This window comes from Streptomyces sp. NPDC001634 (assembly GCF_040298185.1).
In the GTDB taxonomy this organism is placed as follows: domain Bacteria; phylum Actinomycetota; class Actinomycetes; order Streptomycetales; family Streptomycetaceae; genus Streptomyces.
In genome coordinates this window covers 115,305-140,902 of the sequence record NZ_JBEOZU010000012.1, presented here as the reverse complement: position 1 = coordinate 140,902, position 25,598 = coordinate 115,305, and the positions used below count along the sequence as shown (strand labels likewise).

Sequence of the window (25,598 nt, the reverse complement as noted above, 5' to 3'; positions counted from 1 at the left end):
CTATCACACACCTGTAGACCAGCTTTTTTTGGCGCGATGTTTTTTAGGTGTCCCCCCCCCCCCCCCCCCCGCCCCCCCCCCCCCCCCCCCCCCCCCCCCCGACTCTGCTTTCCGCCGCGACGGCGAGAGGCGGGACGGGGTTGTCCGGCGGTGCCGAACCGGCCAGAGCCACCTTGTGCCTGCACGGCGGGAAGCCACCCTGTGCCTGCACAGCAAGAAGGGCCCCTCCATAGCGGAGGAGCCCCTCAAAAAGCGGCTCAGCCTGCGCAGCTCAGCCGTGCCAGCTGTGCGGCGCCCGGAAGCCCGGCTCGCGCTCCAGGCGGCGCCAGCCCGCCTTTGCGCGGCCCCGGTGGGCCGAGGTCGTGTTGGGCGACTGGGCCGCTGCGCGGGCCAGGAGGATGGCCGTGATGGCGGCCACTTCCTCGGGCTCGGCGTGGCCCTTCTCGACGCGGATGTCAGGGTTGCTCATGGGTGTCAGTCTCCGTGAGAGAGAGGTCCGCGGGGTTGCCGCGATGGGTCCGCTCGGTTACTGCGGGGGGTTGCCGTGCTTGCGGGAGGGCAGGTCCGCGTGCTTCGACTGGAGCATCGCGAGCGACCTGATCAGGACCTCGCGCGTCTCGGCGGGGTCGATGACGTCGTCGACCAGGCCTCGCTCCGCCGCGTAGTAGGGATGCATCAGCTCGGACTTGTACTCCTTGACCATCCGCGCCCGCATGGCCTCCGGGTCCTCCGCGTCCGCGATCTGCCGACGGAAGATGACGTTGGCGGCGCCGTCCGCGCCCATCACGGCGATCTCGTTGGTCGGCCAGGCATAGGTGAGGTCCGCCCCGATGGACTGGCTGTCCATCACGATGTACGCACCTCCGTACGCCTTGCGCAGGATCAGCGAGATCCGCGGCACGGTCGCGTTGCAGTACGCGTACAGCAGCTTCGCGCCGTGGCGGATGATTCCTCCGTGCTCCTGGTCGACACCCGGGAGGAACCCGGGAACGTCCAGGAACGTCACGAGCGGAATGTTAAAAGCGTCACACATCTGGACAAAACGTGCAGCTTTTTCCGAAGCCTCGATGTCCAGGACGCCGGCGAGGGTCTGCGGCTGGTTGGCGATGATGCCCACCACCTGGCCGTCCAGGCGGGCCAGCGCGCAGATGATGTTGCGCGCCCAGCGCTCGTGGACCTCCAGGTATTCGCCGTCGTCGACGATCTCCTCGATGACCTTGGCCATGTCGTACGGCCGGTTGCCGTCCGCCGGGACCAGGTCCAGCAGGACGTCGCTGCGACGGTCCGCCGCGTCCGTGCACTCGACCCGCGGCGGGTTCTCCCGGTTGTTCTGCGGGAGCAGCGAGAGGAGGTAGCGCACCTCGGCGATGCACGTCTCCTCGTCGTCGTAGGCGAAGTGGCAGACACCGGAGGTCTCGGCGTGCACATCGGCGCCGCCCAGGCCGTTCTGGGTGATCTCCTCGCCCGTCACGGCCTTGACCACGTCCGGGCCGGTGATGAACATCTGCGACGTCTCGCGGACCATGAACACGAAGTCCGTCAGCGCCGGAGAGTAGGCCGCGCCACCCGCGCACGGGCCGAGCATCACCGAGATCTGCGGGATGACACCGCTCGCCCTGGTGTTGCGCTGGAAGATGCCGCCGTACCCGGCGAGCGCGCTGACGCCCTCCTGGATACGGGCGCCCGCGCCGTCGTTCAGCGAGACCAGCGGCGCACCGGCCGCGATGGCCATGTCCATGATCTTGTGGATCTTGGTGGCGTGGGCCTCGCCCAGCGCGCCGCCGAAGATACGGAAGTCATGGGCGTAGACGAAGACCGTACGGCCCTCCACCGTGCCCCAGCCGGTGATCACACCGTCGGTGTACGGCTTCTTGGCCTCCAGGCCGAACCCGGACGCCCGGTGCCGGCGCAGCTGCTCGACCTCGCGGAAGGACCCCGGGTCCAGGAGGAGCTCGATGCGTTCCCGGGCGGTCAGCTTGCCCTTGGCGTGCTGCGCCTCGGTCGCCTTCTTGCTCGGGCCGGCCATCGCCAGGGCACGGATCTCGTGCAGTTCGGCGACTCGCCCGCGCGCGTCCGTGGGCTCGCTCCCGGAATCTACAGCCTCGTCCAAAACGGTCATGTAGCGACCTTACGAAGTCCACCAAGGAAAGCGGGCCGTCGACTCCGTACAGTCTCCGGCCCGTTTTACTGGTACCCCTGAACAGATTCCGATCCCCATGCAGCCCATCTGACTGTTCAGAGGGCCTGGGGGTTGTAGGGGTCCAACAAGGACGTCAGGCGCGAGCCACCTCGCATTGATGGGTCGCACATGCCATCCCCGGAGTGACTCCGATCCCCGAACGGCGGCCCCACGACAGCACCTCGACGGTCGGGTCGGCGCGTACGACGGCCCGGACCGGCCGGCCCCAGACGATCTCCAGAGGCTTCCCCGTACTGCGCGACTCACTCACGCAGAGCGCCGCCGTTCGGCCCCGGGGCCGTACGAGCACACCGGCGTCGGCCGACGCGGTCAGCCCCTCCACCGTACAGCGACGGCGTACGGGACTTGGCCGTATGCGGGAGTGACGGACGGGATGGCGGTGGCCGCCAGGGCCGCGATGAGGAAAGTACGAACGGTCGGACGTCACGACGCGGCATACTCCCACACCGTCGACCACGGAACGTAATAACGGCGACACGTATCCGATGATGTTGAAACTTGAATGGAATAGGTCTACGGTCGCTTGTGTTGACCTCGTTGAAGATTAAACAGCTTCAGCCGCGGCCTCTGAAGGAGACCGCGAACCCGTCCCCCAAGGAGCACGTCATGGGCATCTTCGGCCGCAAGAGCACCGACACCGAGACCACCCCGGCCGCGGCGGTGAACCCCGACCTCGCCGCGCTGACCGGTGAGTACTCGATCGACCCGTCGCACAGCACGATCGGCTTCGTGGCGCGGCACGCGATGGTCACGAACGTCAAGGGCAACTTCAAGGACTTCACCGGCACGCTGCACCTGGACGGCGCGGACCCGTCGCAGTCCACGGCCTCGATCGACGTCACGATGGACAGCATCCACACGGGCTCGGCGGACCGCGACAACCACCTGCGCAGCTCGGACTTCTTCAAGATCGACGAGTTCCCGACGATGACGTTCCGCTCCACCAAGGCCGAGGCCCTGGGCGGTGACGACTACCGGATCACCGGCGACCTCACGATCCTGGGCACCACCAAGCCGATCAGCATCGACCTGGAGTTCAACGGCTCGGCCAAGGACCCGTTCGGCAACGAGCGCGTGGGCTTCGAGGGCAAGGCGGAGCTCGTGCGCTCGGAGTGGGGCCTGACCTGGAACGCCGCGCTGGAGACGGGCGGCGTGCTGGTCTCGGACAAGATCAAGCTGGTGTTCGACATCTCGGCGATCAAGCAGGCGTAACCCTCACCCAACCGCCGCGCGAGCCCCCACCTCACGCGGCCCCCTGAGCGCGCCCGCCCTCCAATCCCCCGTACACGGAGGGCGGGCGCTCGGCGTTGCGGCCCGGCGCCTCTGACTCAGCCGACCGCCTTGTGAGCCGCCGTTCCGGCCCCGCCTCCCTGGCCGCCACGACTTCGGCGGCCCGCAGGGCCGCATCCGCCCGTCCGCGGCGCTGAAGTTCTTTGACGCCCGCAGCCGTGCCGGGTCGTCGCCCCGGGCGTCCCGGTCCCGCGTCCCAGAAACGCGTCAGCGGTCATCGAAAACCCGCAGGTCACAGCCGCTGTGTCCCGCCTTTGCCCATCATGCCTCGATGCCCTGTCTTCGCCCATGTCCCGCCAGGCACGATCGCTTCACCGCCCCGCGACCGGTCCGTCCACGGGCCGCGTTCGACACAGGAAGGCAGGTGAAGTGATGGCATCGACCATCGCGTCCAAGAGGGCATATCTGATATCCGGGTTGGTCACGGCCGCCAGTCTGGCCCTGGGCGTCAGCCCGGCGACCGCGGAGCCCGTCACGGCACAACACCCGGCCGCGGCCAGGTCCTCGGACGTGTGCTCGGAGTACGCCACCCAGCACGTGACGCTGCGGTACGGGAGCCAAGGGCGCGCGGTCAAGCTCGCGCAGTGCTACCTCAACGAAGTCGATCTCAGCACGGGTGGCATCGATGGCAAGTACGGGCCGAAGACAACCTCGGCGGTGCGCAGCTTCCAAAAGTGCGTGAACGTAACGCAGTACCCCCACGTGGAGGTTGACGGCATCGTGGGGCCCAAAACCTGGTCGGCGCTCGTCTACGCGGCGAATCGCGGATGGGATTGCGCAGGCTTTTAGCCGCCATCGCTCCCAGCCCCGTGGGCCGAACCTCAGGAAGGAATTCCCAGCCATGACCATACGGAAGCGTATCTCGCTGTACGCAGGCACTTTGGCACTGGTGGCGGGCACGGGCATCGCCGGCCTGACCGGCAGTGCCCAAGCGGCGCAGAACACGCCACACATCAGCACGATCTGCAAAGCGCACTACGTCGGCAGTAACGGCGCGTACTCCCAGTGCAGTCCTCCCCGGGCCATGTGGACTCATCGCATCGTGCTCGTCTGCCTCACACCGGCCAACGTCCAGTACAAGAAGCACGGTCCGTGGGTCGGCGGATACAGCACGTCCAAGAAGTACTGCGACCACTCGTGGGACGACCTCGACCGGGCGTACGTGCAGGAGTACTCGGAACCGCCGGCATGAACCGCGCGCTCCGGGACCGGCTCCAGAGCGGTCCCGGAGCGCTTGACGGGCTCCGCCCTGATCGATCACGCGAATTCGCACCACACGATCTTTCCCGGCTCCCGCTCCCCGACGCCCCACTTGTCCGCGAGCGCGGCGACCAACAGGAGGCCGCGGCCGTGTTCCGACTCCGGTGGCAGGTCGTCCGGGAGTCCGACCTCACCCGGGCCGCTGTCGTGAATCTCGATGCGGAGGACGCCGTCGGGGTGCAGGGTCAGGCGCAGGCCGAAGCCTCGGCCGGGTGGTACGCCGTGGAGCAATGCGTTGGTGGCGAGTTCGCTCACGCAGAGCAGTACGTCGTCTGAACGCGAGCCGGCCTCCCAGTCGATGAGCGCGGCGCGGGTGAACTCCCGGGCCAGGCGGACCGATCTGCGGTCTCGACGGTAGAACGCCTCGCGGGTGTGGGGGTGTTGGGGTTGTTCGTTCACGCTCCGAATGTCACAGGGTGTCACTAGAGTGGAGCAGTGTGTGAAGTCGTAGACCTGATTGCTACGAGTCCACTACGAGGACTTCGGGCGTCTGCGGGGGAAGGGGACAGCCATGCACGTGGCAAGCAGGCCCAAGAAGGTCGGTTCGTGGCACGCGGTTGGTGCGCTCGTAGCGCACTACAGGAAAAAGGCGCGTCTCACGCAAGAACAGTTCGCCGAGTTGGCGAGCATTCATGTGGACACAGTGGGGTCGATCGAGCAGGGGAGGCTGGCGCTCCAGCCGGATCGGGCCGAGCAATTTGACGAACTGCTGGGCACGGGTGGAGCGTTGGCGGTGCTGGTGACCAAACTGCCGGTTCGGGAGCGGATCGTTCAGTTCGCGCAGGGGCTTGTGGATCACGAGCAGGAAGCGGTGTGCATTCTGGCGTACGAGACCCAGATGGTGCCGGGGCTGCTCCAGACCCGGGAGTACTGCCTCGCCGCTTTCGACTCCCGTTATCCCTCGCTAGGGAGCGAGACTGCCGAGCAGTGGGTGAACGCGCGTATGGAACGGCAGTTGATCTGGCAACGGAACCGCCCGCCCGTAGGTCACTTCGTCATCGAGGAGAGCATTCTGCGGCGGCAGGTCGGCGGCTCGGAGGTCATGAGGGAGCAGGTCCGCCAGATCCTCGAGTACACCGAACCCGTCCATATGAGCGTGCAGATCATGCCCATGGACCGGATGCCGCACGCCGGGCTCGCAGGCCCGATGACGCTGCTGGAAACGCCCGAACACGACCGTCTCGTCTACCTGGAAGTGCAGCGCGCCAGCTTCCTCATCGACGATCCCGACGAGGTCAGCGACTATCACCTCAAGTATGGAATGCTGCGGTCACAGGCGCTCTCTCCCGACGACAGCGTGCGTCTCTTGAACAGACTGCTAGGAGACTCATGAACACCGCAGCACGGCAGCAGAACCGCTCGGACGAGCTGGCGTGGTTCAAGTCCAGCTACAGCAGTAACGAAGGCGGCAACTGCCTCGAAGTCGCCCCCACCCCCGCCACCATCCACATCCGCGACTCCAAGACCCCCGACGGACCCGTCCTCACCGTCTCCCCCGCCACCTGGAGCAAGTTCCTTGACCGCGTCGCCCGCTGAGCCGACCGACTGGATCGTCGTCGCCGCGTACGAGAACACGGACGGACGCCCGCACCCCGTGGCCGCCCTGCGCGCTTGACTGCGGGAGCGCGGGATCGACTGGATGCCGTTCGTCAAGGACGAGGTCCGGTGCGATCTCATGTGCGGGCGACGGGCCGATGGGCACTGGTACGGGTCGATCATCGTGTATGTGGATGCGCGTGCCCTGTGGCGCCTCGGGCTGCATCCCAGTCAGCCGACCGCCACGGTCGACGGGCCCTCGCCGCCGGCCTGGTGGCATGCGGCCGGAGAGCGCTACGCCGCCAGGGCGTCACGCGTCGTGAAGCGTCACGGCTGACCCTGCCGCGCGCACCGTCCGTCGCTTCGGCACCGGCAGCAGCCACCAGGCCGCCGCCACCGACAGCACCGCGCCCACGGCGATCGCCTCCAGCCGGGTGGGCAGCAGGCTCTGGGCGTCCTGGCCGAAGTAGCCGAGGAGGAGGGACAGGGCGGTGGTCATGTCGGCCGGGAGTCTCAGTCCCCATCAGCTCGGCGTACTCGGGCAACTGCACCGGCACGGGCCCGCGACGCCCGGCGAGATCGCGGCGGCCGAGCGGCAGCGGCCGCAGTCGCTCACTCGGGTCTTCGCCGAGCTGGAGGGCGAGGGGCTGATCCCCGCGAACCGGGTCCCGTCGACCGGCGTCAGTCCATGCTGACGCTCACCGAGGAGGGGCGCCGGGCGCTCCAGCGGGACATGGCCCGGCGCGACGCCCGGCCGCTCTCGCGTCGCTGAGCGAGACGGAACGCGGGGTGCTGACGCCGGCGGGCGCGTCGATGGAGCGGCTCGCGGACGCGGACGTACCCGTCGAAGACGCGTCAGCGCAAGCACCCGTCGAAGGCCCTTGAACCACCGGCCCCTTCAGAACCCCCCGCCGAAGTCCCCGCCGCCTCCGCCGAAGTCCCCTCCCCCGCCGTCACCGAAACCGCCGCCGAAGTCTCCGGGGTCGAAGTCGGCACCCGAGACATCTCCCCCCTCGTAGCCGTCGTAGCCACCGAAGTCGCCGTATCCGCTGCCGTAGTCGGCCGCGTACGACGGGGTGGCCATCATGCTGCCGAGCAGCGTGCCGACCAGCAGGCCGGGCAGGATGCCGCCGCCGAAGTAGCCGCCCGCCCAGGGGCCGTAGGCGGGGCCGGCGTCCCAGTACGGGCGGCGGCCGTAGTCCGTCTCCACCTCGCGGATCATGGGATCGCGGCCGTCGGCCAGCCGGGCCTGGTCCGCCGCGCAGACCGGGACCTCGCGGGGTGCGCCGCCCAGGGGCGTCCAGGTCACGTCGGCGACGGAGGGGCCGTGGCGCGGGTCGAAGAAACAGGGTGGTCTGCGTTCGGGCAGAGGGCGGCCCTCACGGCGGGCGGCGAGCTGCGCGAGCGAGAAGCGGCCGTCCGCCAGGGCCTGGGTCACGGACTTCACGTCCTCGGGCCGCTGCGCCGCCGCCATGGCCGACTTCGCCTGCTCGTACGCGTCCAGCGCGCGCTCGTAGTCCGCCCGCATCGCGTCGTCCGCGCCGGGCTCCGCCGGGTGGAAATCGAGGCGGTCCAGCTCCTCGCCGAAGGCGGTGATGTCCTCGTCGACCACCACCCGCAGCTTCTCCAGCGCGGCCCGCTGCTCCTCCTCCCGGCGGCGCCGGGTCCGGCGTACCAGCGTGTACGCGCCCGCGCCCGCGGCCACGAGCACCACGGCGACCGTGATCAGCCCGCCGGCCGAGAACCCGGGGCCCCCGCCCGAGGTGCCCCACGTCGACGGGGCGTGGCCGCGCACGTTGAGGAGGGCGCGGTCGGTGAAGTCGTTCAGCTGGGCCTTGGCGGTCTCGCCCCGGACGCTGGTGACCAGGTTCTGCACGGCGGTACGGGGCATGACCGAGGAGTCGGCCCGGGCGTCGAAGCGGTCACCGAGGCGGATGGCGTACAGGCCGGTGATGCCGGTGGCCGTACGCAGGTCGGAGAACAGGTTCTTCGTGGGGTAGCCGGCGGGCAGGACCGTGATGAAGACCGGCTTGTCCGCGTCCTTGATCTTCTTCGCGAGCGCGTCCGCATCCGTGGTGGACAACTGCCCGGAGGCCGCCGGATCGACGTACACCGGACCCTTGCGCAGTGCCTCGGCGACGGCCGAGACGCCGGTGGCCGCGTGCGCATGGGGCACACCGGCGAACAGGGCTGTCAGGGCCACCATGACCAGGGCGATCAGCGGCACGGCGAGTCCTCGGATCAGCACGGCCTTCATACTTCGAAGCTACCCGAAGGTACCCGGAACCGGGCGTCCGAACGGGTGGGGACATGGACGGATGATGCCCTGCGTGCCCGGTGGGCGGTGCGTGCCGCATGGCGCACCGCCCACCGGGAGCCGCCGGGCCGTCACGCCGCCCGGTACGCCTCCGTCAACCTGGCCACCGCCGCCGCGTACTTCCCGGTCAGCAGCAGATGGTCCGCGTCCGCGAACGGCCCCGCGACCGCCGCCGTGATCGCGGAGCCCACCTTCTGCTGGACGAGCAGCCGCGCCTTGGTGACGATCTCGCGTCCCGCCCGCGCGGAACCCGTCTTCTCGGCCACGGCGGCCGCGCGCCCGAGCGCCTTCAGCGTTGCCGCACCGCCCTGCGGGACCTTGGTGAGCGTGGTCAGGCCCCACCCGTACGGGAACTGCGGATCGTAGGACGCGTCGCCGACGTTGATCGGCAGCTGGGCCTCGGACTTCGGCCAGGTGACCGGGAGCTGACCCGTGAACGGGCGCCTGCCGTAGAGGACGTCCGCCACGCCGTCGCCCTCGGTGCCCGGCAGCCAGGAGGCCACGAGCGCGTCGATGGCGCCGAGCCGGTCGCCGATGATCTGCGGGCGCCCGGAGACGATCAGCACCGCGCACTTCATGGCGCCGCACACCCTGTCGACGGCGGCCTTGTCGGCGGCGGACAGCTGAAGGTCATGGCCGTTGCCGACGTCGCCGACGCCCTCGGCGTACGGGGTCTCGCCGACGACGACCACGCCGACGTCGTAGCCGGACGTGGGCGCCGAGGCGTCCTTGGAGTAGGTGATCGTCGCGTCCGGGGCGGCCTTCCGCATGCCCTGGAGGATGGTCGTCCCCTGGGTGTGGGTACCGGATGCGCCCTGCCAGGTGATGGTCCAGCCGCCGGTCTGGTTGCCGAGGTCGTCGGCGTTGGACCCGGCGACGTACACCTTCTGGTTCGTCTTCAGCGGCAGCACGCCGCCCGCGTTCTTCAGCAGTACCTGGGACTCGGCGGCCGCCTGCCGTGCCACGGCCCGGTGCGCGGCGGAGCCGATCTCGGCGGCGCCGGTGGTGTCGGCGTACGGGTGCTCGAACAGACCCAGCCGGAACTTCTGGGTGAGGATGCGGGAGACGGCGTCGTCGATCCGCTTCTCGCTGATGCGGCCCGCGTTCACCTCGGCGATCAGGGTCGTGGTGAAGTCCTTGTAGCCGTACGGCACCATCATCATGTCGACGCCCGCGTCGACCGACGTGCGGACGTGGGACGCGTAGTCGCCGGGGAGCTGGTCGATGGCGTTCCAGTCGCTGATGACGAACCCGTCGAAGCCCATACGGTCCTTGAGGACACCGTTGATCATGTCGGCGCGGGCGTGCATCTTCACCGGGCCCCGGCCGTCGCCGAGGATGTCGAGGGACGAGTACGACGGCATGACCGAGCCGATGCCGCGGTCCACGGCGGTCCGGTACGGCGCCAGGTGGATGGCCTCCAGCTGCTGCCGGGTGACCTTGGTGACGCCCTGGTCGATCTTGTACGACCCCGTGGTCGACGAGCCGTACTCGGTGCCGCCGTCGCCGACGAAGTGCTTGGCGGTGGCGAGCACCTTGTCGTTGTGGTTCAGGTCCTTGCCGTTCGCGCGCCCCTGGAGGCCCTGGATGATCGTCTCCATGGACTGGACGAGGGCCGGATCCTCACCGAAGGACTCGTAGCTGCGGCCCCAGCGCTCGTCGCGCGAGACGCACAGGCAGGGTGCGAAGTCCCAGGGGACACCGGTGGAGCGGACCTCACTGGCCGTCACGGCACCTGTTTTCTCGGCGAGTTGGGGATCCCTCGTCGCCCCGATGCCGATGTTGTGCGGCATGATCGTGGAGCCGACCAGGTTGTTGTGGCCGTGGACCGCGTCGACTCCGTAGATCAGCGGGATCTGGAACCGGGTCGCCTGTGTCCGGAGCTGGAAGGAGTCGATCATCTTCGCCCACGCCTCAGGGGTGTTGGGCGTGGGGGTCGAGCCGCCGCCGGAGAGGAGCGAGCCGAGGTCGTACGCGGCGATGTCCCCCGGGGTGGAGAGCGCCGCGCGCTCGGCCTGGGTCATCTGGCCGGCCTTCTCCTCCAGGGACATACGGGAGACCAGGTCCGCGACCCGCTTCCTCACCGGCAGCCTGCTGTCGAGGTACGGAAGTCCGTGGGCGTCGATGACGACCTGCGGGGTCTCGGCGGGGGCCTTGGCGCCGGTGACGGTCAGCTTCAGCGGGATGGTCTCGGCCGGCTCGGCGGCCTTGTCCTTGAGGGTGGGGACCTGGATGGTCTGCGTGCTTCCGGATGCCGTACCGGCCGGGAAGGTGAGGGTTCCCCGGACGGGGGTGTAGTCCTTGCCGGACTCGGCGGTGCCGCCGGCCGTCTCGTACGTGACGGTGACCGGTTCGTCGACGGGGGCGGACCCGGTGGTGGTGACGGAGACCTTGACGGCCGCCGTCGCGCCCTGCTTGACCGGGTAGACGGCCGAGTCCGTGGTGACGGAGGCGCGCAGGGACTGGTCGGCCCTGCCGTACAACTCGACGTCGTCCATGGCGAAGTGCCCCTTGACGCCCACGGGAAGCGTGACGGCGTACCCCCACATCTGTGTGAGGCCCAGGACGTGGTCGATGCCGCCGACGGGCTGGTAGTCCGTGCGGTAGGCGAAGTCGGTGAAGGGGATCTCCACCTGTTTCCAGCCGGTCCAGTCATCGGTGAAGGAGGTCGTCCAGAGCTCCGACGCCTCGCCGTTCGCACCGCCGTCCTTGATCTCGAAGGCGATCTTCTTGCCGTTGTCCTGGCCGTCCCACCAGAACCGGATGCCCTTGTGGGCCGACCAGTCGTGGGCGGGCCGGTCGGCGGCGAAGTCGTGGGTGAAGCCGCCGTAGCCGCTGATGTCATAGGTGCCGGTGAGGACCTTGGCGCCCTCGGGGGCGTCCGCGCGCTCGGTGAGCTGGAGCGCGGGCGGGTCGTCGGCGTCGCTTCCCCAGGTGAAGATGCCCTCGGCGGGCTGGTTCGCGAAGGGCACCTCACCCTCGAAGCGGTCGATGGGGACGGGGGCCGGGTCGTCGGCGCCTGAGGCGCTCCCGACGACGGTGAGCGGAAGCAGAGCGGTGAGCAGGGTGGCAGAGGCGAGCAGGGCGGTTCTTCGCATGGACCTTCCCTTTGGCTCTCGTAGTCCACTGGCGATCACTTGGCGATCGCCCGAATCGACTTACGACTTAGATCACGGCGTGAGTTAACTGGCGTACCGCGGAGCCGTCAAGACTTCACGTCAGAACGGGTACAGACTCAAATCCCGGCTGGATCAGGGAGGTTGTTGCTTCGGAAAGTGAACGCGCACCCCCTTGACGTGGTCACGCAGCCGTCATTTACTCACGCCTCGCACGCCTCCCATCCCCCACCCCAGAAGGGCGGCGCACCATGAGAAGACCTCTGCGCGCGGTTCGGCTGGTCCTTGCCGGGCTGCTGACCACCGCCGGACTGACCGCGGCGGGCACCTTGCCCGCGCATGCCGCCGGCGAACAGATCACGGCCTGGCTGACCACGACCGACGACGCCGGCGGACGCCATGTCGTCCGCGGGCTCCAGGCGCAGACCCCGTTCACCTTCCAGTCCGGCACCGGCGGCAGCGGCGAGAACATCACGGTCGACGAGAACACCCGCTACCAGACCTTCACCGGCGGCGGCGCGTCCTTCACGGACACCGCGGCCTGGCTGATGAACAGCAGCGGGGCGCTGTCGCAGACGACGCGGGACGCGACGATGCGCAAGCTGTTCTCTCCGACGGACGGGATCGGGCTGTCGTTCCTGCGCAATCCGATGGGCGCGTCGGACCTGGCGCGCTACGGCTACACGTACGACGACGTGCCGGCGGGCCAGACGGACCCGGACCTCACCCGGTTCTCGATCGCGCACGACCTGGCGGACGTGGTGCCGTTGACGAAGCAGGCGCTCCAGCTCAACCCCTCGCTGACGGTGATGGCCACCCCCTGGACGGCGCCGGCCTGGATGAAGGACAGCGGGCAGCTCAACGGGGGCTGGCTGAAGGCGGAGGACTACGGGGCGTACGCGTCGTACTTTGTGAAGTACCTCCAGGCCTACCGGGACCAGGGCGTCCCCGTCTCCTATGTCACGGCCCAGAACGAGCCCACGTGCTGCTCGGGCTATCCGTCGATGAGCTGGAACGCCTCCGGGCTCGCATACTTCACGAAGAACGAACTGCTGCCGAAGCTGCAGGCGGCGGGCCTTTCGACGAAGGTGCTGGCGCACGACTGGAACTGGGACACCTACGACGCGTACGCGGCCGGGACGGTGGACGACGCGGCGATCCGTTCGCACCCGAACTTCGGGGGGATCGCATGGCACGGGTACGGCGGTGACGTGACGAAGCAGACGACCGTCCACAACCAGTACCCGCAGCTGGACGCGTTCGGCACGGAGCACTCGGGCGGCACCTGGATCGCGAACCAGCAGCGCGAGGACATGCTCAACATCGTCGACTACACGCGGAACTGGGCGAAGTTGGTGACGAAGTGGTCGCTCGCGGTGGACCAGAACATGGGTCCGCACAACGGCGGATGCGGCACCTGCACGGGGCTGATCACGGTCCACAACGGGGACGGTGCGAGCGGGACGGTGGACTACACGATCGAGTACTACACGATGGGCCACCTGACGAAGTTCGTACGGCCGGGCGCGCAGCGCATCGCGTCGACGGCGAGCTCGGCGGTGCCGAACGTGGCATGGCGCAACCCGGACGGTTCGAAGGCGCTGATCGCGTACAACGACGCGTCGTCGGCGCAGACCGTGACGGTCAACTGGGGTTCGCAGCATGCCACGTACTCGCTGCCGGCAAAGACGTCGGCGACGTTCACATGGTCGGGCACGCAGTCGGGCGGCGGTGACCGGTCGGGAGCGTTCGTGGGCCTCGCGGGCAAGTGCCTGGACGTGGCCGGGGCATCGACCACCAACGGGACGGCGGTGCAGCTCTACGACTGCAACGGGACGGCCGCCCAGCAGTGGACGGTGACGTCCGACGGGTCGATCCAGGCGCTGGGCAAGTGCCTTGATGTGTCGGGGGGTTCGACGGCGGACGGGGCGAAGGTGCAGTTGTACGACTGCAATGGGACCGGAGCTCAGCAGTGGTCGTACAACTCGTCGACGGGTGATGTGGTCAACAGTGCGGCGAACAAGTGCCTGGACGTGACGGACAACGCGTCGGCGAACGGGGCGCGGGCGCAGATCTGGTCGTGCACGGGGGCGGCCAACCAGAAGTGGCGGTTGCAGTAGCGCCCAGGGGCTCCACCCTCTGGGGCGCATTCCCCAGAGGGCAGAGCCCCTGCTCGGGACTACTCCGCCGGTTCCACGCCCGCGCGCAGCAGACCGTACGTGTACGCGTCCTCCAGGGCCTGCCAGGAGGCGGCGATGACGTTCTCGGCCACGCCCACCGTGGACCACTCGCCGGAGCCGTCGGAGGTGGAGATGAGGACCCTGGTCGTGGACTGGGTGCCGTGGACGCCCTCGAGGATGCGGACCTTGTAGTCGACGAGGTCGAGCTTGGCAAGCTGGGGGTAGATCTTTTCGAGCGCTACGCGGAGCGCGCGGTCCAGTGCGTTCACCGGGCCGTTGCCCTCCGCCGTGGCGACGATGCGTTCGCTCTTCGCCCAGAGCTTGACCGTCGCCTCGTTGGCGTGGGTGCCGTCGGGGCGGTCCTCGACGATCGCCCGCCAGGACTCCGTGCGGAAGTAGCGCAACGGCTTCCCGGCGACCTCCTCGCGCAGCAGCAGCTCGAAGCTCGCGTCCGCCGCCTCGTAGGTGTAGCCCTTGAGTTCGCGCTCCTTCACGCGCTCCACGACCCGGCCGACCAGCTCCCGGTCGCCGCCCAGGTCCACGCCCAGTTCCTTGCCCTTGAGCTCCACCGACGCGCGGCCCGCCATGTCGGAGACCAGCATCCGCATGGTGTTGCCGACCAGTTCGGGGTCGATGTGCTGGTACAGGTCCGGGTCCACCTTGATCGCGGACGCGTGCAGGCCCGCCTTGTGGGCGAAGGCCGAGACGCCGACGTAGGGCTGGTGGGTGGAGGGGGTCAGGTTCACGACCTCCGCGATCGCGTGCGAGATACGCGTCATCTCGCGGAGCCGGCCCTCGGGCAGCACCTTCTTGCCGTACTTCAGCTCCAGGGCCGCCACCACCGGGAACAGGTTGGCGTTGCCCACCCGCTCACCGTAGCCGTTCGCCGTGCACTGCACATGCGTGGCGCCCGCGTCCACCGCGGCGAGGGTGTTCGCGACCGCACAGCCCGTGTCGTCCTGGGCGTGGATGCCCAGGCGCGCTCCCGTGTCCGCCAGGACCGTCGAGACGACGGCCTGGACCTGCGCCGGCAGCATGCCGCCGTTCGTGTCACAGAGGATGACCACGTCCGCGCCGGCCTCCGACGCCGCGCGGACGACCGACTTCGCGTACTGGGGGTTCGCCCGGTAGCCGTCGAAGAAGTGCTCGCAGTCGACGAAGACCCGGCGGCCCTCCGCCCGGAGGTGGGACACCGTGTCCCGGATCATTTCCAGGTTCTCGTCCAGCGTCGTGCGCAGCGCCAGCTCGACATGGCGGTCGTGGGACTTCGCGACCAGGGTGATCACCGGCGCGCCCGAGTCCAGCAGCGCCTTGACCTGCGGGTCCTCCGCCGCCTTGCCACCCGCCCGGCGCGTGGCGCCGAAGGCGACCAGCTGGGCGTTCTTGAAGTCGATCTCCTGCTGGGCGCGGGCGAAGAACTCGGTGTCCCGCGGGTTGGCGCCGGGCCAGCCGCCCTCGATGAAGCCCACGCCGAAGTCGTCCAGGTGCCGTGCGATGGCCAGCTTGTCCGCGACGGTGAGGTTGATGCCCTCGCGCTGCGCGCCGTCGCGCAGCGTCGTGTCGAAGACGTGGAACGAGTCGTCGAGCTCGCTGGTTTCCCTCATGGTGTCAAGGCTCCTGTATTGGATCTCGGTCTACCGGAATGACCGGCTCCACCGTCCCCCCATGGTCCCTCGCGCTCCCCTCCCGGCTGAAGATGGGCCAGGAAAAAGAAAAACCTCTCGCGGGTGCGAGAGGTCTGCGCGCGGGTCGAGGACGACGATGGCCGCCCGTACCTGGTCGTACATGGCGGTCACTGCGGACCGGCGCGCCTGCTGCCAATAATCATGGCGAACGAGAGCACGGGGGCAGTCTGGCACATTCCGCCCCCCGCGCTCACGACTGTCTCAGGATGCGGGCGTCAGGGACGTCGGATCCGTGTCCTTCATCCGGGTCAGGTCCAGGTCCCTGGTCTCCGGCATGGTGACGTACACGACGAGGGACACGGCCGCGCAGCCCGCCACGTACCAGTAGAAGCCGGACTCGGCACCCGCGTTCTTGAACCACAGCGCCACGTATTCCGCCGTGCCGCCGAAGAGGGCGTTGGCGATGGCATAGGGAAGGGCGACACCCAGGGCACGGATGCCCGTCGGGAACAGCTCCGCCTTCACGCATGCGTTGATCGAGGTGTAGCCGGTGACCACGACCAGGGCCAGGAGCGAGAGGCCGAGGGCGGGCCAGTAACTGCCCGCGTGCTTCAGCATCGTCATGATCGGGACCGTGAGGAAGGTCGAGCCGACCGCGAAGGTGATCAGCAGCGGGCGGCGGCCGATCCGGTCGGAGAGCCGGCCCGCGAGCGGCTGGAGGCAGGCGAAGACGATCAGCGCGGTGAAGGAGACAAGGGTCGCGGTCTGTTTGGAGAGGCCCGCGGAGTTCGACAGGTACTTGGTGAGATAGGTGGTGTACGTGTAGTACGCGACCGTGCCGCCCATGGTCAGGGCGATCACCAGGAAGGCCTCGCGCTTGTGCTGCCACAGCGCGCGCAGGGTGCCGCGCTCCTCGCCGCCGCTCTCGTCGGCCTCGTACACCTCCGTCTCCAGCATGTTCCGCCGCAGGTAGAAGACCACCGCCGCGCCGAGCGCGCCCACCACGAACGGGATGCGCCAGCCGTAGCTGTGCAGTGCGTCGTCGGACATCGTGCGCTGGAGGACGATCTGCAGGCCGAGGCCGACGATCTGGCCCGCGGTCATCGAGACGTACTGGAAGCTGGAGGCGAAGCCGCGCCGACGAGGGTCGGACGCCTCCGTCAGATACGTCGCGCTGGCCGCGTACTCGCCGCCCACCGACAGGCCTTGCAGCAGGCGGGCGACGAGCAGCACGAACGCGCCGCCGTACCCCGCGACGGCGTACGTCGGCGCGATCGTGATGAGAATCGCCGAGGCGGACATCAACATGACCGTGAGGGTCAGCGCCGCCTTGCGGCCCTTGCGGTCACCGACCCGGCCGAGCAGCCAGCCGCCGACCGGGCGCATGAAGAAGCCGACCGCGAAGATGCCTGCGGTGTTCATGAGTTGGGCCGTGGGGTTCCCGTCGGGGAAGAAGGCCCCGGCGAAGTAGGTGGCGAAGCTCGCGTAGACGAACCAGTCGTACCACTCCACCATGTTGCCGGCCGACGCGATCCAGATCCTCTTCCAATGCTCTCGTCCCATGAGCCGTAACGTGCCGGGCGTTCGCGGGTGCGACAAGAGCGCCTCGGGTTTCGTTCATTGCGTTCATGACGGAACGGCAGATGACCGGTATCTCACCGCAGTAGGCGTACGAACACGTCCGCTACGCCGTTCGTGTCGTCCGGTACGAGGTCGGCGGCGGCCGAACCGAAGACCACCGCCCGTCCGCCGGCGCTCACGGCTCCGGGCACGGACTGGGACCCGGCCGGGCCCACGCCCACGGTCCGGCCGGTGTGCCGGTCGAACAGACGCAGCCCGTCGGTGCCGGACAGCAGCAGGTAACGGGTGTCGCGGCTCGCCGACTGCGCGGGGGCGTCGGCGACGCGGCGCAGGTGTCCGGTGTGGAGGTCGCGGACGTACGTGCCGCCCCGGGCGGTGAAGACCACGTACCGCCCGTTGTCGCTCAACTGGACCAGTTGCCCCTGGCCGATCCCGGCGTCGGCCTGGACCTTGCGGCCGGTGGTGCGGTCGACGACGAAGACATGCGCGGTGTCCGCGGGTTCGTCGCTGGTGGAGAGCGTCATGTACGCCACTACGGTGCCGTCCGCGCTGATCGACGCCGCCCACGACTTCGGCGGCTCGTCGGCGCCCGAGAGCAGTTCGTCCGTGCCGGTGGCCGTGTCGCGGACGAACAGGTAGCGGGTGAAGGCGGGCCCGTGGCGGTTGCCGAGCGTGTACACGATGTGGTCGCCGTGCCGGCTGATCGCCTGTACCTCGCCCAGTTCGACGTCCCCCGGTGCGGTGGCGGGCCAGATGCGCTGGGACTGTCCGGTCGTGCGGTCGTAGAGGTAGGGAGCGGGGTAGCGGTTGCCCGCCGAGTAGCCGATGTGCCGGCCGTCGCCGCTCATCGTCGGCCCGGTCCAGAGGCCGCCGCCCTCCTTGACGGTGGTCACCGCTCCGGTGGCCAGGTCTCTGACCTGCATGCAGCGCATATAGGTGCTGCAGCCCAGGTTGTCCGCCGCGGACACGAACGCCACGAGGCGCCCGTTGTCGCTGATCGCGCCGCCGGACGAGGGGCCGTCCGCCTCCTTCAAGTCGGCCGTGAGGCTGACCCGCTCGATGCGGGGCGCATGGGGCCGGGCGTTCGCGGTACCGAGGAAGGCGGTGGCGCCGAGCAGGGCGGCCAGGGCGCCGGTGCAGGCCGTGCGCAGGGTGGTGCGGTGTACGGATGCCATGGATGTCCCCCAAGGGGTGTGAAGCGCACTGTGTGAGGCGTGGGTTCAGCGGGTGCGGCGGACGAAGACGTCCGAGACGCCGTCGGTGTCGCCGGAGACGAGGTCGGCCGCGGCCGAGGAGAAGACCGCGCCGCTGTCGCTCACCGCGCCGGCGAGGGCGCTCGCCGCGTCCGACGCGTCGGCGACGACGCGGTCGGCTCCGGTACGCAGATCGTGCAGATGCAGGGCGGACTGCGGGTCGGCGTAGAGGAGGCGGCGCCCGTCGGGGCCGACGGCGCGGGCCGCCGCGCCCGGGAGATGCTGGACGCGGCCGGTGCGCAGGTCACGCACATACGCGAAGGTTCCCGGATGCGTGATGCCTTCGGGCACCAGGTTGGTCGCCGAGGAGCGGAAGGCGACGAAGCGGCCGTTCGGGGTGACTCCGGCGGCCGTGGAGGCACCGTCGGCCCGGGTGCCGTGGGGCGGTGGCGCCCAAGGACGCAGGTACCGCAATGGACATGATTTCCCCCTGGAATCCTGTCTTCCCCCTGTCCCCCGGCCCTGCGCCGAGGGCTCGTCCGATTGCAGCCGCACCACGCACCTCGGGTCAATGCGTTCGATTACGTACAACCCGGGCGGATGATCGCGTGTCCGCGAGCGCGGGGGTCGGTGGTCAGCCCAGGGACTCGTCCAGAAACTCCCTTACGTGGCCAAGGACCTGCTCCCGGTCCGTGCCGCGCAGGCCGATGGCCACGTGGATGGAGAATCCGTCGAGGAGGGCGCGCAACCGGGTGGCGAACCGGTCCGGGTCGACCGCCCGGAACTCCCCCCTCGACACGCCCTCGGCGAGCAGCGCCACCAGGTCGCGGTGCCAGGCGCCCTCGATGGCGGCCTGGCGGTCGCGGGCGTCTTCGTCGGCGTTCTGCGAGCGGTTCCAGACCTCCAGCCAGAGCGTCCAGTGCGGGTCGCGATGACCGTCGGGCACGTACAGGTCGACGTACGCATCGAGCCGCTCGCGCGCCGGGACCGGCCGGCTGAGAAGGCGTCCGCGCTCGGCGCCCAGCCGGCCCTCGCTCCACTCCAGGGTCTGCAGGAGCAGTTCGTCCTTGGAGTGGAAGTAGTAGAGGAGATGGCCGCTGCTCATCCCGACCTCCCGGCCGAGCGCCGCCATGGTGAGCTTCTCCAGACCGAGCTCGGCGATCATCTCCATGGCGGCGGCGAGGACGTCCTCGCGGGGCGGCGCGTTCTTCCGCGCACCGGCCATCCCTGACTCCTAGATCTTCGGCTGCTGCTGGGTGATGCAGTGGATGCCGCCCCCGGCCGCGAAGACCGTACGGGCGTCCACCAGCGTCACCGTCCGCTCGGGGAACAGGCGACGGAATATACCGGCCGCGATCTCGTCCCGTGGGTCGTCGAAGCCGCACAGTACGACGCCGCCGTTGCAGAGGTAGTGGTTGATGTAGGAGTAGTCGGCCCAGTGGCCGTCCGCCTCCAGGACCGTCGGGGCGGGTACCTCGACGACCTCCAGGCGACGGCCGCGGGCGTCGGTGGCGGATTTCAGGGTTCCTATGACCTCCTTCGTCACCTCGTGGTCGGGGTGCGCCGGGTCCGGCTGGTGGTGGGCGACCACGACCCCCGGGCGGGCGAAGGCGGCGACGATGTCGACATGGCCGAGGGTGCCGAAGCCGTACGGGGGATAGTCGGCGGTCAGTCCGCGCGGCAGCCAGATCGCTTTGCGGGTGCCGAGGTGGGCATGTATCTCCGCCTCGACCTGCTCCCGCGACCAGCCGGGGTTCCGCTCGGGGCCGAGCTGCACGGTCTCCGTGAGCAGGACGGTCCCCTCGCCGTCGACATGGATCGCGCCGCCCTCGTTGACGAGCCGCGAGGCGTACGTGCGCGCGCCCGCGAGGTCCGAGACATGCGCGGCGATCTTCGCGTCGTGCTCCCAGCGGGCCCAGTCCTGGGCGCCCCAGCCGTTGAACGTCCAGTTCACGGCGGCGAGTTCACTCCCGTTGGTGAGGAAGGTCGGGCCGATGTCGCGCATCCAGGCGTCGTCGAGGTCCCGTTCGACGGTGTCGATGCCGTCACCCAGCAGGGTCCGCGCCCCGGCGGACCGGCCGGGGCCGCAGACCACGGTGACCGGTTCGAAGCGGCGGACCGCCCGGGCGACGGAGGCCCAGGCCGCGCGGGCGGCGGCGAGGCCGTCGGGGTCGTCGAAGGTCTGGTTGGGGCCCGGCCACGCCATCCAGGTGCGCTCGTGCGGGGTCCATTCGGCGGGCATGCGGAAGCCGTCGGCGGCAGCAGACATGATGGGTCCTCAGAGGAAGTACAGGCGGTTGAGGGACACCGAGTCGGCGGGCTCGGAACGGATCGGCTCGCCGTCGAGGGTGACCAGACCGGTGCGCCGGTCCACGTCGACCGCTCCGGTACGGGAGTTGTGGCGCAGATCGGCGGGGCCGATGCCGCGGGTGCCGTGGACGGCGACCCTGCGACGACGGGTCGGCATCGTGTCGTGGCCCTGGTCCAGGGCCGCCCGCGCGACGAACGCGACCGAGATGTCGGCCGGGGTCGCGCCGTGCGCGCCGAACTGCGGGCCCAGCACCAGGGGTTCGCAGGTGTCGGTGGCCGCATTGGGGTCGCCCACCACTCCGTACGCCGGGAAGCCGGCCTTCAGCACGAGCTGCGGCTTGGCGCCGAAGTACTCCGGGCGCCACAGCACGATGTCGGCAAGTTTGCCGGCCTCGATGGAGCCGACCTCGTGGGAGAGGCCGTGCGCGATGGAGGGGTTGATGGTCAGCTTGGCGATGTAGCGCAGGACCCGTTCGTTGTCATGGTCCTCGGGTGCGCCGAACTCGGCCTTCATCTTCCCGGCCATCGCGAAGGTACGCCGTACGGTCTCGCCCGCGCGGCCCATTCCCTGGGCGTCCGACGAGGTGATGCCGATCGCGCCCAGGTCGTGCAGCACGTCCTCGGCGCCCATGGTCCCGGCGCGTATGCGGTCGCGGGCCATGGCGGCGTCGCCCGGCAGGTCGGTCTTCAGATCATGGACGGAGACGATCATGCCGTAGTGCTCGGCGACGGCGTCCCGGCCGAAGGGCAGGGTGGGGTTGGTGGAGGAGCCGATGACGTTCGGCACACCTGCCATCTTCAGCACGTTCGGCACATGACCGCCGCCGCAGCCCTCGATGTGGAAGGCGTGGATGGTGCGGCCATCGAGGACGCGGAGCGTGTCCTCGACGGTCAGGCATTCGTTCAGACCGTCGCTGTGCAGGGCGACCTGCACGTCGTGCTCCTCGGCGACACGCAGGGCGGTGTCCAGGGCGCGGGTGTGGGCGCCCATGTCCTCGTGCACCTTGAACCCGCAGGCGCCGCCCTCGGCCAGCGCTTCGACGAGGGGTGCGGGACCGGACGACGAACCCCGGCCCAGGAAACCGATGTTGACCGGCCAGGCGTCGAACGCGTTGAACGCGTGCCGCAGCGCCCACGGCGAGTTGACGCCGACGCCCCACACCGGCCCGAACTCCTGACCGATGATCGTGGTCACGCCGGAGGCCAGCGAGGCCTCCATGATCCGCGGCGACAGCAGATGCACATGTGTGTCGACGGCGCCGGCGGTGGCGATCAGCCCTTCGCCGGACACGATCGACGTACCTGTCCCGACCACGACGTCGACCCCGTCGAGCGTGTCGGGGTTCCCCGCGCGCCCGATCGCATGGATCCGGCCCTCCCGGATCCCGATGGAGACCTTCCTGATCCCCTGGACCGCGTCGATCACGACCACGTTGCTGATGACGATGTCACACGTCTCGCGCACGGCCGCGGCCTTGAGGTGCAGCCCGTCGCGGGCCGTCTTGCCGAAGCCGGCGAGGAATTCGTCGCCGTACTTCTGTGCGTCGGACTCGATCCGCACGACCAGCCCGGAGTCGCCGAGCCGGATGCGGTCACCGGCGCGGGGTCCGTGGGTGGCGGCGTACTCGTACGGATTCATCGGCCGACTCCCAGATATCCGCAGGCGGCGGCCCGGCGCAGGGCCTCCTCCTTCGCCCCCGGCATGTCGAGCGGCCCGTCGACGAGCCCGGCGAAGCCGATCGCGATGCGGTCGCCCCCGATCGGCAGAAGCCCGACCTCGACGCGCTCGCCGGGCCCGAACCGCACCGACGACCCGGCGGGCACCGCCGGCCGCATGCCGTAGGCCTTCTCGCGGTCGAAGTCGAGCCGCGGGTTGGCCTCGAAGAAGTGGAAGTGGGAGGTGACGGAGACGGGGACGGCCGCGGTGTTCGTGACCGTCAGCCGGAGCACCGCCTCGGGCTCGGCGTGCTCCGGCCCCGGCAGCAGTGCGCCCGGGGCCCGGTCCCCCAGCCCTGTCCCGATGGGGTCGCTGACGACCGCGAGTCGTGAGCCGTCGTCGAAGACGGCCTCGACGTGCACCTCCGTGACCACGTCCGCGACACCCGGCAGGACGTCGTCCGGGCCGAGCACGGCCCGGGCGCGTTCGACGGCCTCCGCGAGCCGGACTCCGTCGCGGGCCGCCTCGCACACCGTGTCGGCGATCAGGGCGGTGGCCTCCGGCACGTTGAGCCGCAGACCGCGCGCCCGGCGGGCACGGGCCAGCTCGGCGGCTCCGAAGAGCAGCAGCCGGTCGCGTTCCGTGGGGGTGAGTCTCACGGGGCGGCACCTCCTCGCAACATTGCTTTCTTAGAGCATCACTCTAAATGCAAGGCACGTGAAAGTCACGGTTTCCATCAGGAATGGAAGCATTTATTGAGTGTCACTCAAAGCGGGGCGTACAAAAGGGCCGCTCCGGACGCGGAGTCCGGAGCGGCCCTGAACGTGCCCGAGGATCAGCCGAGCCTGTGCATCCAGCCGTGGCTGTCCTCGCGTGTGCCGCGCTGGATGTCGAGGAGGGCCTCGCGGAGCTTGAGCGTGACCTCGCCCGGCTCGCCGCCCGACTGCTTCCACTCGGCGCCGGTGCGCTTGACCGTGCCGACCGGGGTGATGACCGCCGCGGTGCCGCAGGCGAAGACCTCGGTGAGGGTGCCGCTCTCGGCGTCGGCCTGCCACTGGTCGATGGAGACGCGGCCCTCCTCGGCCTCGTAGCCGAGGTCGCGGGCGACCGTCAGCAGCGAGTCACGCGTGACGCCCTCCAGGATCGAGCCGGTGAGCGAGGGCGTGACGATCTTGTTCCCGTACACGAAGTACAGGTTCATCCCGCCCAGTTCCTCGACCCACTTGTGCTCCACGGCGTCGAGGTAGCAGACCTGGTCGCAGCCCTTGGCCGCCGCCTCGGCCTGGGCGAGCAGGGATGCCGCGTAGTTGCCGCCCGTCTTGGCGTCGCCCATACCGCCGGGGACCGCGCGGACACGGTCCTCGGAGAGCCAGATGGAGACGGGCTTCACGCCGCCCGCGAAGTAGGCGCCGGCCGGGGAGGCGATGACGAGGAAGAGGTACTCGTTGGCCGGCTTCACACCGAGGCCGACCTCGGTGGCGATCATGAAGGGGCGCAGGTAGAGGGATTCCTCACCGCCGTGCGCCGGGACCCACGCCATGTCCTGCTGGACGAGGACGTCGCAGGCCTCGATGAAGGTCTCGACCGGCAGTTCGGGCATCCCCAGGCGGTGGGCGGAGCGCTGGAAGCGACGGGCGTTCATCTCCGGGCGGAAGGTGGCGACCGAGCCGTCGGGCCGGCGGTACGCCTTGAGGCCCTCGAAGATCTCCTGCGCGTAGTGCAGGGTCATGTTCGCGGGGTCCAGGGAGAGCGGGCCGTACGGAACGAGCTGGCCGTCGTGCCAGCCCCGTCCCTCGGTCCACTTGATCGTCACCATGTGGTCGGTGAAGTGGCGGCCGAACCCGGGGTTGGCCAGGATCGCCTCCCGCTCCGCGTCGGACAGCGGGTTGGAGGAGGGCTTCAGCTCGATCGTGGGCGTCGTCATGTGTGGTTGTCCTTCACCGGTTGTCGTGACGGGCCGCGCTCACGTCCGCACTGCCAGTGGCCAGTGTTAGGACGTCCGAGCATTCCCTCATTCCGCGGCTCCGCGTCCGATTATCGCAAGCGGGGGACCGTGGACATAGCGGTCTGAATGCGGCCCTTGGGCTTGCCCAGGGGTGAATAGATGGTGACACCCGGCGGGGGGCATGGAAAAGCCGCCGGGCGCGATTGCGACCCGGCGGCCTTACTCAAGAGGTGTGAGGGGCTTGGGGTCTCCCCTGCTCGAGCGAAGCCGAGAGCTTGGGGAAGGGTCAGCCGGCTACTCGTACGGCGAGCGCGTCACCGATCTCGTCGGTGCTGCGGGCGGGCTTGCCCACGCGCTCCGCGAGGTCGGCGGAGACGGCCTCCTCGATGCGGGCGGCCTCGGACTCGTAGCCGAGGTGGCGCAGCAGGAGGGCGACGGACAGGACGGTGGCCGACGGGTCGGCCTTGCCCTGGCCCGCGATGTCGGGCGCCGAGCCGTGCACGGGCTCGAACATCGACGGGAACTCGCCGGACGGGTTGATGTTGCCGGAGGCCGCGACCCCGATTCCGCCGGAGATGGCGGCGGCCAGGTCGGTGATGATGTCGCCGAAGAGGTTGTCGGTGACGATCACGTCGAAACGCTCGGGCTGCGTGACGAGATAGATCGTCGCCGCGTCCACGTGCATGTACTCGGTGGTGACCTCGGGGAACTCCTCGCCCACCTTGTTGAAGATGTCCGTCCACAGATGACCGGCGTGCACCAGCACGTTGTTCTTGTGGACGAGGGCCAGCTTCTTGCGGGGGCGGGCCTGCGCGCGTGCGTAGGCGTCGCGCACGACACGCTCGATGCCGAAGGCGGTGTTCAGCGAGACCTCGGTGGCGACCGCGTGCGGGGTGCCGGTGCGGATGGTCCCACCGTTGCCCGTGTACGGGCCTTCGGTGCCCTCGCGGACCACGACGAAGTCGATCTCGGGCTGGCCCGCGAGCGGGGTCTCGACGCCCGGGAGCAGCTTGGAGGGCCGCAGGTTGACGTGGTGGTCGAAGGCGAAGCGGAGCTTGAGCAGGAAGCCGCGCTCCAGGACGCCGGAGGGGACCGAGGGGTCGCCGATGGCGCCGAGCAGGATCGCGTCGTGCTGCTTGAGCTGCTCCAGGTCGGCGTCGGTGAGGGTCTCACCGGTGGCGTGGTAGCGCCGGGCGCCGAAGTCGTACTCCTTGGTCTCCAGCTTCACATCCTGCGGAAGGACGGCGGAGAGGACCTTCAGCCCCTGGGCCACGACCTCCTGGCCGATGCCGTCACCGGGAATCACTGCGAGATTGATGCTGCGAGACATGACGGCACCGTACTCCTTGTCCCATGGAATGACACGGGCTGTCCGGGATACGGACAGG

The 25,598-nt window shown here is 69.4% G+C and carries 23 protein-coding genes; 7 read left to right on the top strand and 16 right to left on the bottom strand.

What is annotated here, in order from left to right; all coding sequences use genetic code 11:
• Nucleotides 1-271: 271 nt before the first annotated feature.
• Nucleotides 272-469: an acyl-CoA carboxylase subunit epsilon gene (locus ABT186_RS10755; protein WP_351230505.1), complete on the bottom strand. Its 198-nt coding sequence runs from the start codon at nt 467-469 to the stop codon at nt 272-274.
• 57 nt (nt 470-526) lie between these two features.
• Complete coding sequence (locus ABT186_RS10750) at nt 527-2,119, bottom strand: acyl-CoA carboxylase subunit beta (RefSeq protein ID WP_351230507.1); 1,593 nt, start codon at nt 2,117-2,119, stop codon at nt 527-529.
• A gap of 687 nt (nt 2,120-2,806) precedes the next feature.
• Between ABT186_RS10750 and ABT186_RS10740 the strand changes: the two genes are divergently transcribed.
• The 3 genes from ABT186_RS10740 to ABT186_RS10730 all read left to right on the top strand — a co-directional run bounded on the left by ABT186_RS10740 (nt 2,807) and on the right by ABT186_RS10730 (nt 4,682).
• On the top strand, nt 2,807-3,412 hold the full coding sequence (locus tag ABT186_RS10740) for a YceI family protein (RefSeq protein ID WP_351230509.1): 606 nt from the start codon (nt 2,807-2,809) through the stop codon (nt 3,410-3,412).
• Nucleotides 3,413-3,862: 450 nt separating this feature from the next.
• Nucleotides 3,863-4,279 carry a peptidoglycan-binding domain-containing protein gene (locus ABT186_RS10735; RefSeq protein WP_351230511.1) on the top strand — a complete coding sequence of 139 codons (417 nt, stop codon included), beginning with the start codon at nt 3,863-3,865 and terminating at the stop codon, nt 4,277-4,279.
• A 52-nt stretch (nt 4,280-4,331) separates the two neighbouring features.
• Nucleotides 4,332-4,682, top strand: a complete 351-nt coding sequence (locus ABT186_RS10730) for a hypothetical protein (RefSeq protein ID WP_351230513.1) — start codon at nt 4,332-4,334, stop codon at nt 4,680-4,682.
• Nucleotides 4,683-4,747: 65 nt separating this feature from the next.
• Here ABT186_RS10730 and ABT186_RS10725 read toward each other — a convergent pair whose 3' ends face one another.
• Entirely contained in the window at nt 4,748-5,149 is a 402-nt protein-coding gene (locus tag ABT186_RS10725) for an ATP-binding protein (RefSeq protein ID WP_351924537.1), read from the bottom strand.
• 112 nt (nt 5,150-5,261) lie between these two features.
• On the opposite strand from ABT186_RS10725, the gene ABT186_RS10720 reads away from it, so the two are divergent.
• Nucleotides 5,262-6,083, top strand: coding sequence for a helix-turn-helix domain-containing protein (locus ABT186_RS10720; RefSeq protein WP_351924535.1), 822 nt, complete (start codon nt 5,262-5,264; stop codon nt 6,081-6,083).
• Nucleotides 6,080-6,286 (top strand): DUF397 domain-containing protein, encoded by a 207-nt coding sequence (locus tag ABT186_RS10715; protein ID WP_351924533.1) that lies wholly within the window; start codon nt 6,080-6,082, stop codon nt 6,284-6,286. The genes ABT186_RS10720 and ABT186_RS10715 overlap by 4 nt, the downstream gene beginning before the upstream one ends.
• A gap of 310 nt (nt 6,287-6,596) precedes the next feature.
• Here the strand turns inward: ABT186_RS10715 and ABT186_RS10710 are convergent, their stop codons facing one another.
• Nucleotides 6,597-6,785: a hypothetical protein gene (locus tag ABT186_RS10710; protein WP_351230521.1), complete on the bottom strand. Its 189-nt coding sequence runs from the start codon at nt 6,783-6,785 to the stop codon at nt 6,597-6,599.
• On the opposite strand from ABT186_RS10710, the gene ABT186_RS10705 reads away from it, so the two are divergent.
• On the top strand, nt 6,784-6,981 hold the full coding sequence (locus tag ABT186_RS10705; RefSeq protein ID WP_351924531.1) for a MarR family transcriptional regulator: 198 nt from the start codon (nt 6,784-6,786) through the stop codon (nt 6,979-6,981). The two genes, ABT186_RS10710 and ABT186_RS10705, sit on opposite strands and share 2 nt — an antisense overlap.
• A gap of 203 nt (nt 6,982-7,184) precedes the next feature.
• On the opposite strand, the gene ABT186_RS10700 is transcribed toward ABT186_RS10705, so the two are convergent.
• Nucleotides 7,185-8,543 carry a hypothetical protein gene (locus ABT186_RS10700; protein ID WP_351230525.1) on the bottom strand — a complete coding sequence of 453 codons (1,359 nt, stop codon included), beginning with the start codon at nt 8,541-8,543 and terminating at the stop codon, nt 7,185-7,187.
• 131 nt (nt 8,544-8,674) lie between these two features.
• Nucleotides 8,675-11,701: a glycoside hydrolase family 3 protein gene (locus ABT186_RS10695; protein WP_351924529.1), complete on the bottom strand. Its 3,027-nt coding sequence runs from the start codon at nt 11,699-11,701 to the stop codon at nt 8,675-8,677.
• A gap of 269 nt (nt 11,702-11,970) precedes the next feature.
• Here ABT186_RS10695 and ABT186_RS10690 point away from each other — a divergent pair, with 269 nt between their 5' ends.
• A complete protein-coding gene (locus ABT186_RS10690) occupies nt 11,971-13,839 on the top strand; it encodes a ricin-type beta-trefoil lectin domain protein (protein WP_351924527.1) in 1,869 nt (622 codons plus the stop codon).
• Nucleotides 13,840-13,898: 59 nt separating this feature from the next.
• Here the strand turns inward: ABT186_RS10690 and cimA are convergent, their stop codons facing one another.
• From cimA to ABT186_RS10640, 10 genes are all read right to left on the bottom strand, one after another.
• On the bottom strand, nt 13,899-15,503 hold the full coding sequence (gene cimA, locus ABT186_RS10685; protein ID WP_351230531.1) for a citramalate synthase: 1,605 nt from the start codon (nt 15,501-15,503) through the stop codon (nt 13,899-13,901).
• Nucleotides 15,504-15,785: 282 nt separating this feature from the next.
• Entirely contained in the window at nt 15,786-17,087 is a 1,302-nt protein-coding gene (locus tag ABT186_RS10680; protein WP_351924525.1) for an MFS transporter, read from the bottom strand.
• 92 nt (nt 17,088-17,179) lie between these two features.
• On the bottom strand, nt 17,180-18,280 hold the full coding sequence (locus ABT186_RS10675; protein ID WP_351924523.1) for a hypothetical protein: 1,101 nt from the start codon (nt 18,278-18,280) through the stop codon (nt 17,180-17,182).
• Between the two features lie 45 nt (nt 18,281-18,325).
• On the bottom strand, nt 18,326-18,772 hold the full coding sequence (locus ABT186_RS10670) for a hypothetical protein (protein WP_351230536.1): 447 nt from the start codon (nt 18,770-18,772) through the stop codon (nt 18,326-18,328).
• A 160-nt stretch (nt 18,773-18,932) separates the two neighbouring features.
• Nucleotides 18,933-19,523, bottom strand: coding sequence for a TetR/AcrR family transcriptional regulator (locus ABT186_RS10665; protein ID WP_351924521.1), 591 nt, complete (start codon nt 19,521-19,523; stop codon nt 18,933-18,935).
• A 9-nt stretch (nt 19,524-19,532) separates the two neighbouring features.
• Complete coding sequence (locus tag ABT186_RS10660) at nt 19,533-20,567, bottom strand: agmatine deiminase family protein (RefSeq protein WP_351230540.1); 1,035 nt, start codon at nt 20,565-20,567, stop codon at nt 19,533-19,535.
• Nucleotides 20,568-20,576: 9 nt separating this feature from the next.
• Nucleotides 20,577-22,247: an urease subunit alpha gene (locus tag ABT186_RS10655; protein ID WP_351924519.1), complete on the bottom strand. Its 1,671-nt coding sequence runs from the start codon at nt 22,245-22,247 to the stop codon at nt 20,577-20,579.
• Complete coding sequence (gene ureA / locus ABT186_RS10650) at nt 22,244-22,924, bottom strand: urease subunit gamma (RefSeq protein WP_351924517.1); 681 nt, start codon at nt 22,922-22,924, stop codon at nt 22,244-22,246. The genes ABT186_RS10655 and ureA overlap by 4 nt, the downstream gene beginning before the upstream one ends.
• Nucleotides 22,925-23,100: 176 nt before the next feature.
• Complete coding sequence (locus tag ABT186_RS10645) at nt 23,101-24,189, bottom strand: branched-chain amino acid aminotransferase (RefSeq protein ID WP_351230546.1); 1,089 nt, start codon at nt 24,187-24,189, stop codon at nt 23,101-23,103.
• A 307-nt stretch (nt 24,190-24,496) separates the two neighbouring features.
• Nucleotides 24,497-25,540, bottom strand: coding sequence for a 3-isopropylmalate dehydrogenase (locus ABT186_RS10640; RefSeq protein WP_351230548.1), 1,044 nt, complete (start codon nt 25,538-25,540; stop codon nt 24,497-24,499).
• Nucleotides 25,541-25,598 lie beyond the last annotated feature (58 nt).

Coding starts and splice junctions, on each gene's coding strand:
- ABT186_RS10755 (WP_351230505.1), bottom strand. CDS start 469: ATGAGCAACCCTGACATCCGCGTCGAGAAGGGCCACGCCGAGCCCGAG.
- ABT186_RS10750 (WP_351230507.1), bottom strand. CDS start 2,119: ATGACCGTTTTGGACGAGGCTGTAGATTCCGGGAGCGAGCCCACGGAC.
- ABT186_RS10740 (WP_351230509.1), top strand. CDS start 2,807: ATGGGCATCTTCGGCCGCAAGAGCACCGACACCGAGACCACCCCGGCC.
- ABT186_RS10735 (WP_351230511.1), top strand. CDS start 3,863: ATGGCATCGACCATCGCGTCCAAGAGGGCATATCTGATATCCGGGTTG.
- ABT186_RS10730 (WP_351230513.1), top strand. CDS start 4,332: ATGACCATACGGAAGCGTATCTCGCTGTACGCAGGCACTTTGGCACTG.
- ABT186_RS10720 (WP_351924535.1), top strand. CDS start 5,262: ATGCACGTGGCAAGCAGGCCCAAGAAGGTCGGTTCGTGGCACGCGGTT.
- ABT186_RS10715 (WP_351924533.1), top strand. CDS start 6,080: ATGAACACCGCAGCACGGCAGCAGAACCGCTCGGACGAGCTGGCGTGG.
- ABT186_RS10705 (WP_351924531.1), top strand. CDS start 6,784: ATGTCGGCCGGGAGTCTCAGTCCCCATCAGCTCGGCGTACTCGGGCAA.
- ABT186_RS10710 (WP_351230521.1), bottom strand. CDS start 6,785: ATGACCACCGCCCTGTCCCTCCTCCTCGGCTACTTCGGCCAGGACGCC.
- ABT186_RS10700 (WP_351230525.1), bottom strand. CDS start 8,543: ATGAAGGCCGTGCTGATCCGAGGACTCGCCGTGCCGCTGATCGCCCTG.
- ABT186_RS10695 (WP_351924529.1), bottom strand. CDS start 11,701: ATGCGAAGAACCGCCCTGCTCGCCTCTGCCACCCTGCTCACCGCTCTG.
- ABT186_RS10690 (WP_351924527.1), top strand. CDS start 11,971: ATGAGAAGACCTCTGCGCGCGGTTCGGCTGGTCCTTGCCGGGCTGCTG.
- cimA (WP_351230531.1), bottom strand. CDS start 15,503: ATGAGGGAAACCAGCGAGCTCGACGACTCGTTCCACGTCTTCGACACG.
- ABT186_RS10680 (WP_351924525.1), bottom strand. CDS start 17,087: ATGGGACGAGAGCATTGGAAGAGGATCTGGATCGCGTCGGCCGGCAAC.
- ABT186_RS10675 (WP_351924523.1), bottom strand. CDS start 18,280: ATGGCATCCGTACACCGCACCACCCTGCGCACGGCCTGCACCGGCGCC.
- ABT186_RS10665 (WP_351924521.1), bottom strand. CDS start 19,523: ATGGCCGGTGCGCGGAAGAACGCGCCGCCCCGCGAGGACGTCCTCGCC.
- ABT186_RS10660 (WP_351230540.1), bottom strand. CDS start 20,567: ATGTCTGCTGCCGCCGACGGCTTCCGCATGCCCGCCGAATGGACCCCG.
- ABT186_RS10655 (WP_351924519.1), bottom strand. CDS start 22,247: ATGAATCCGTACGAGTACGCCGCCACCCACGGACCCCGCGCCGGTGAC.
- ABT186_RS10645 (WP_351230546.1), bottom strand. CDS start 24,189: ATGACGACGCCCACGATCGAGCTGAAGCCCTCCTCCAACCCGCTGTCC.
- ABT186_RS10640 (WP_351230548.1), bottom strand. CDS start 25,540: ATGTCTCGCAGCATCAATCTCGCAGTGATTCCCGGTGACGGCATCGGC.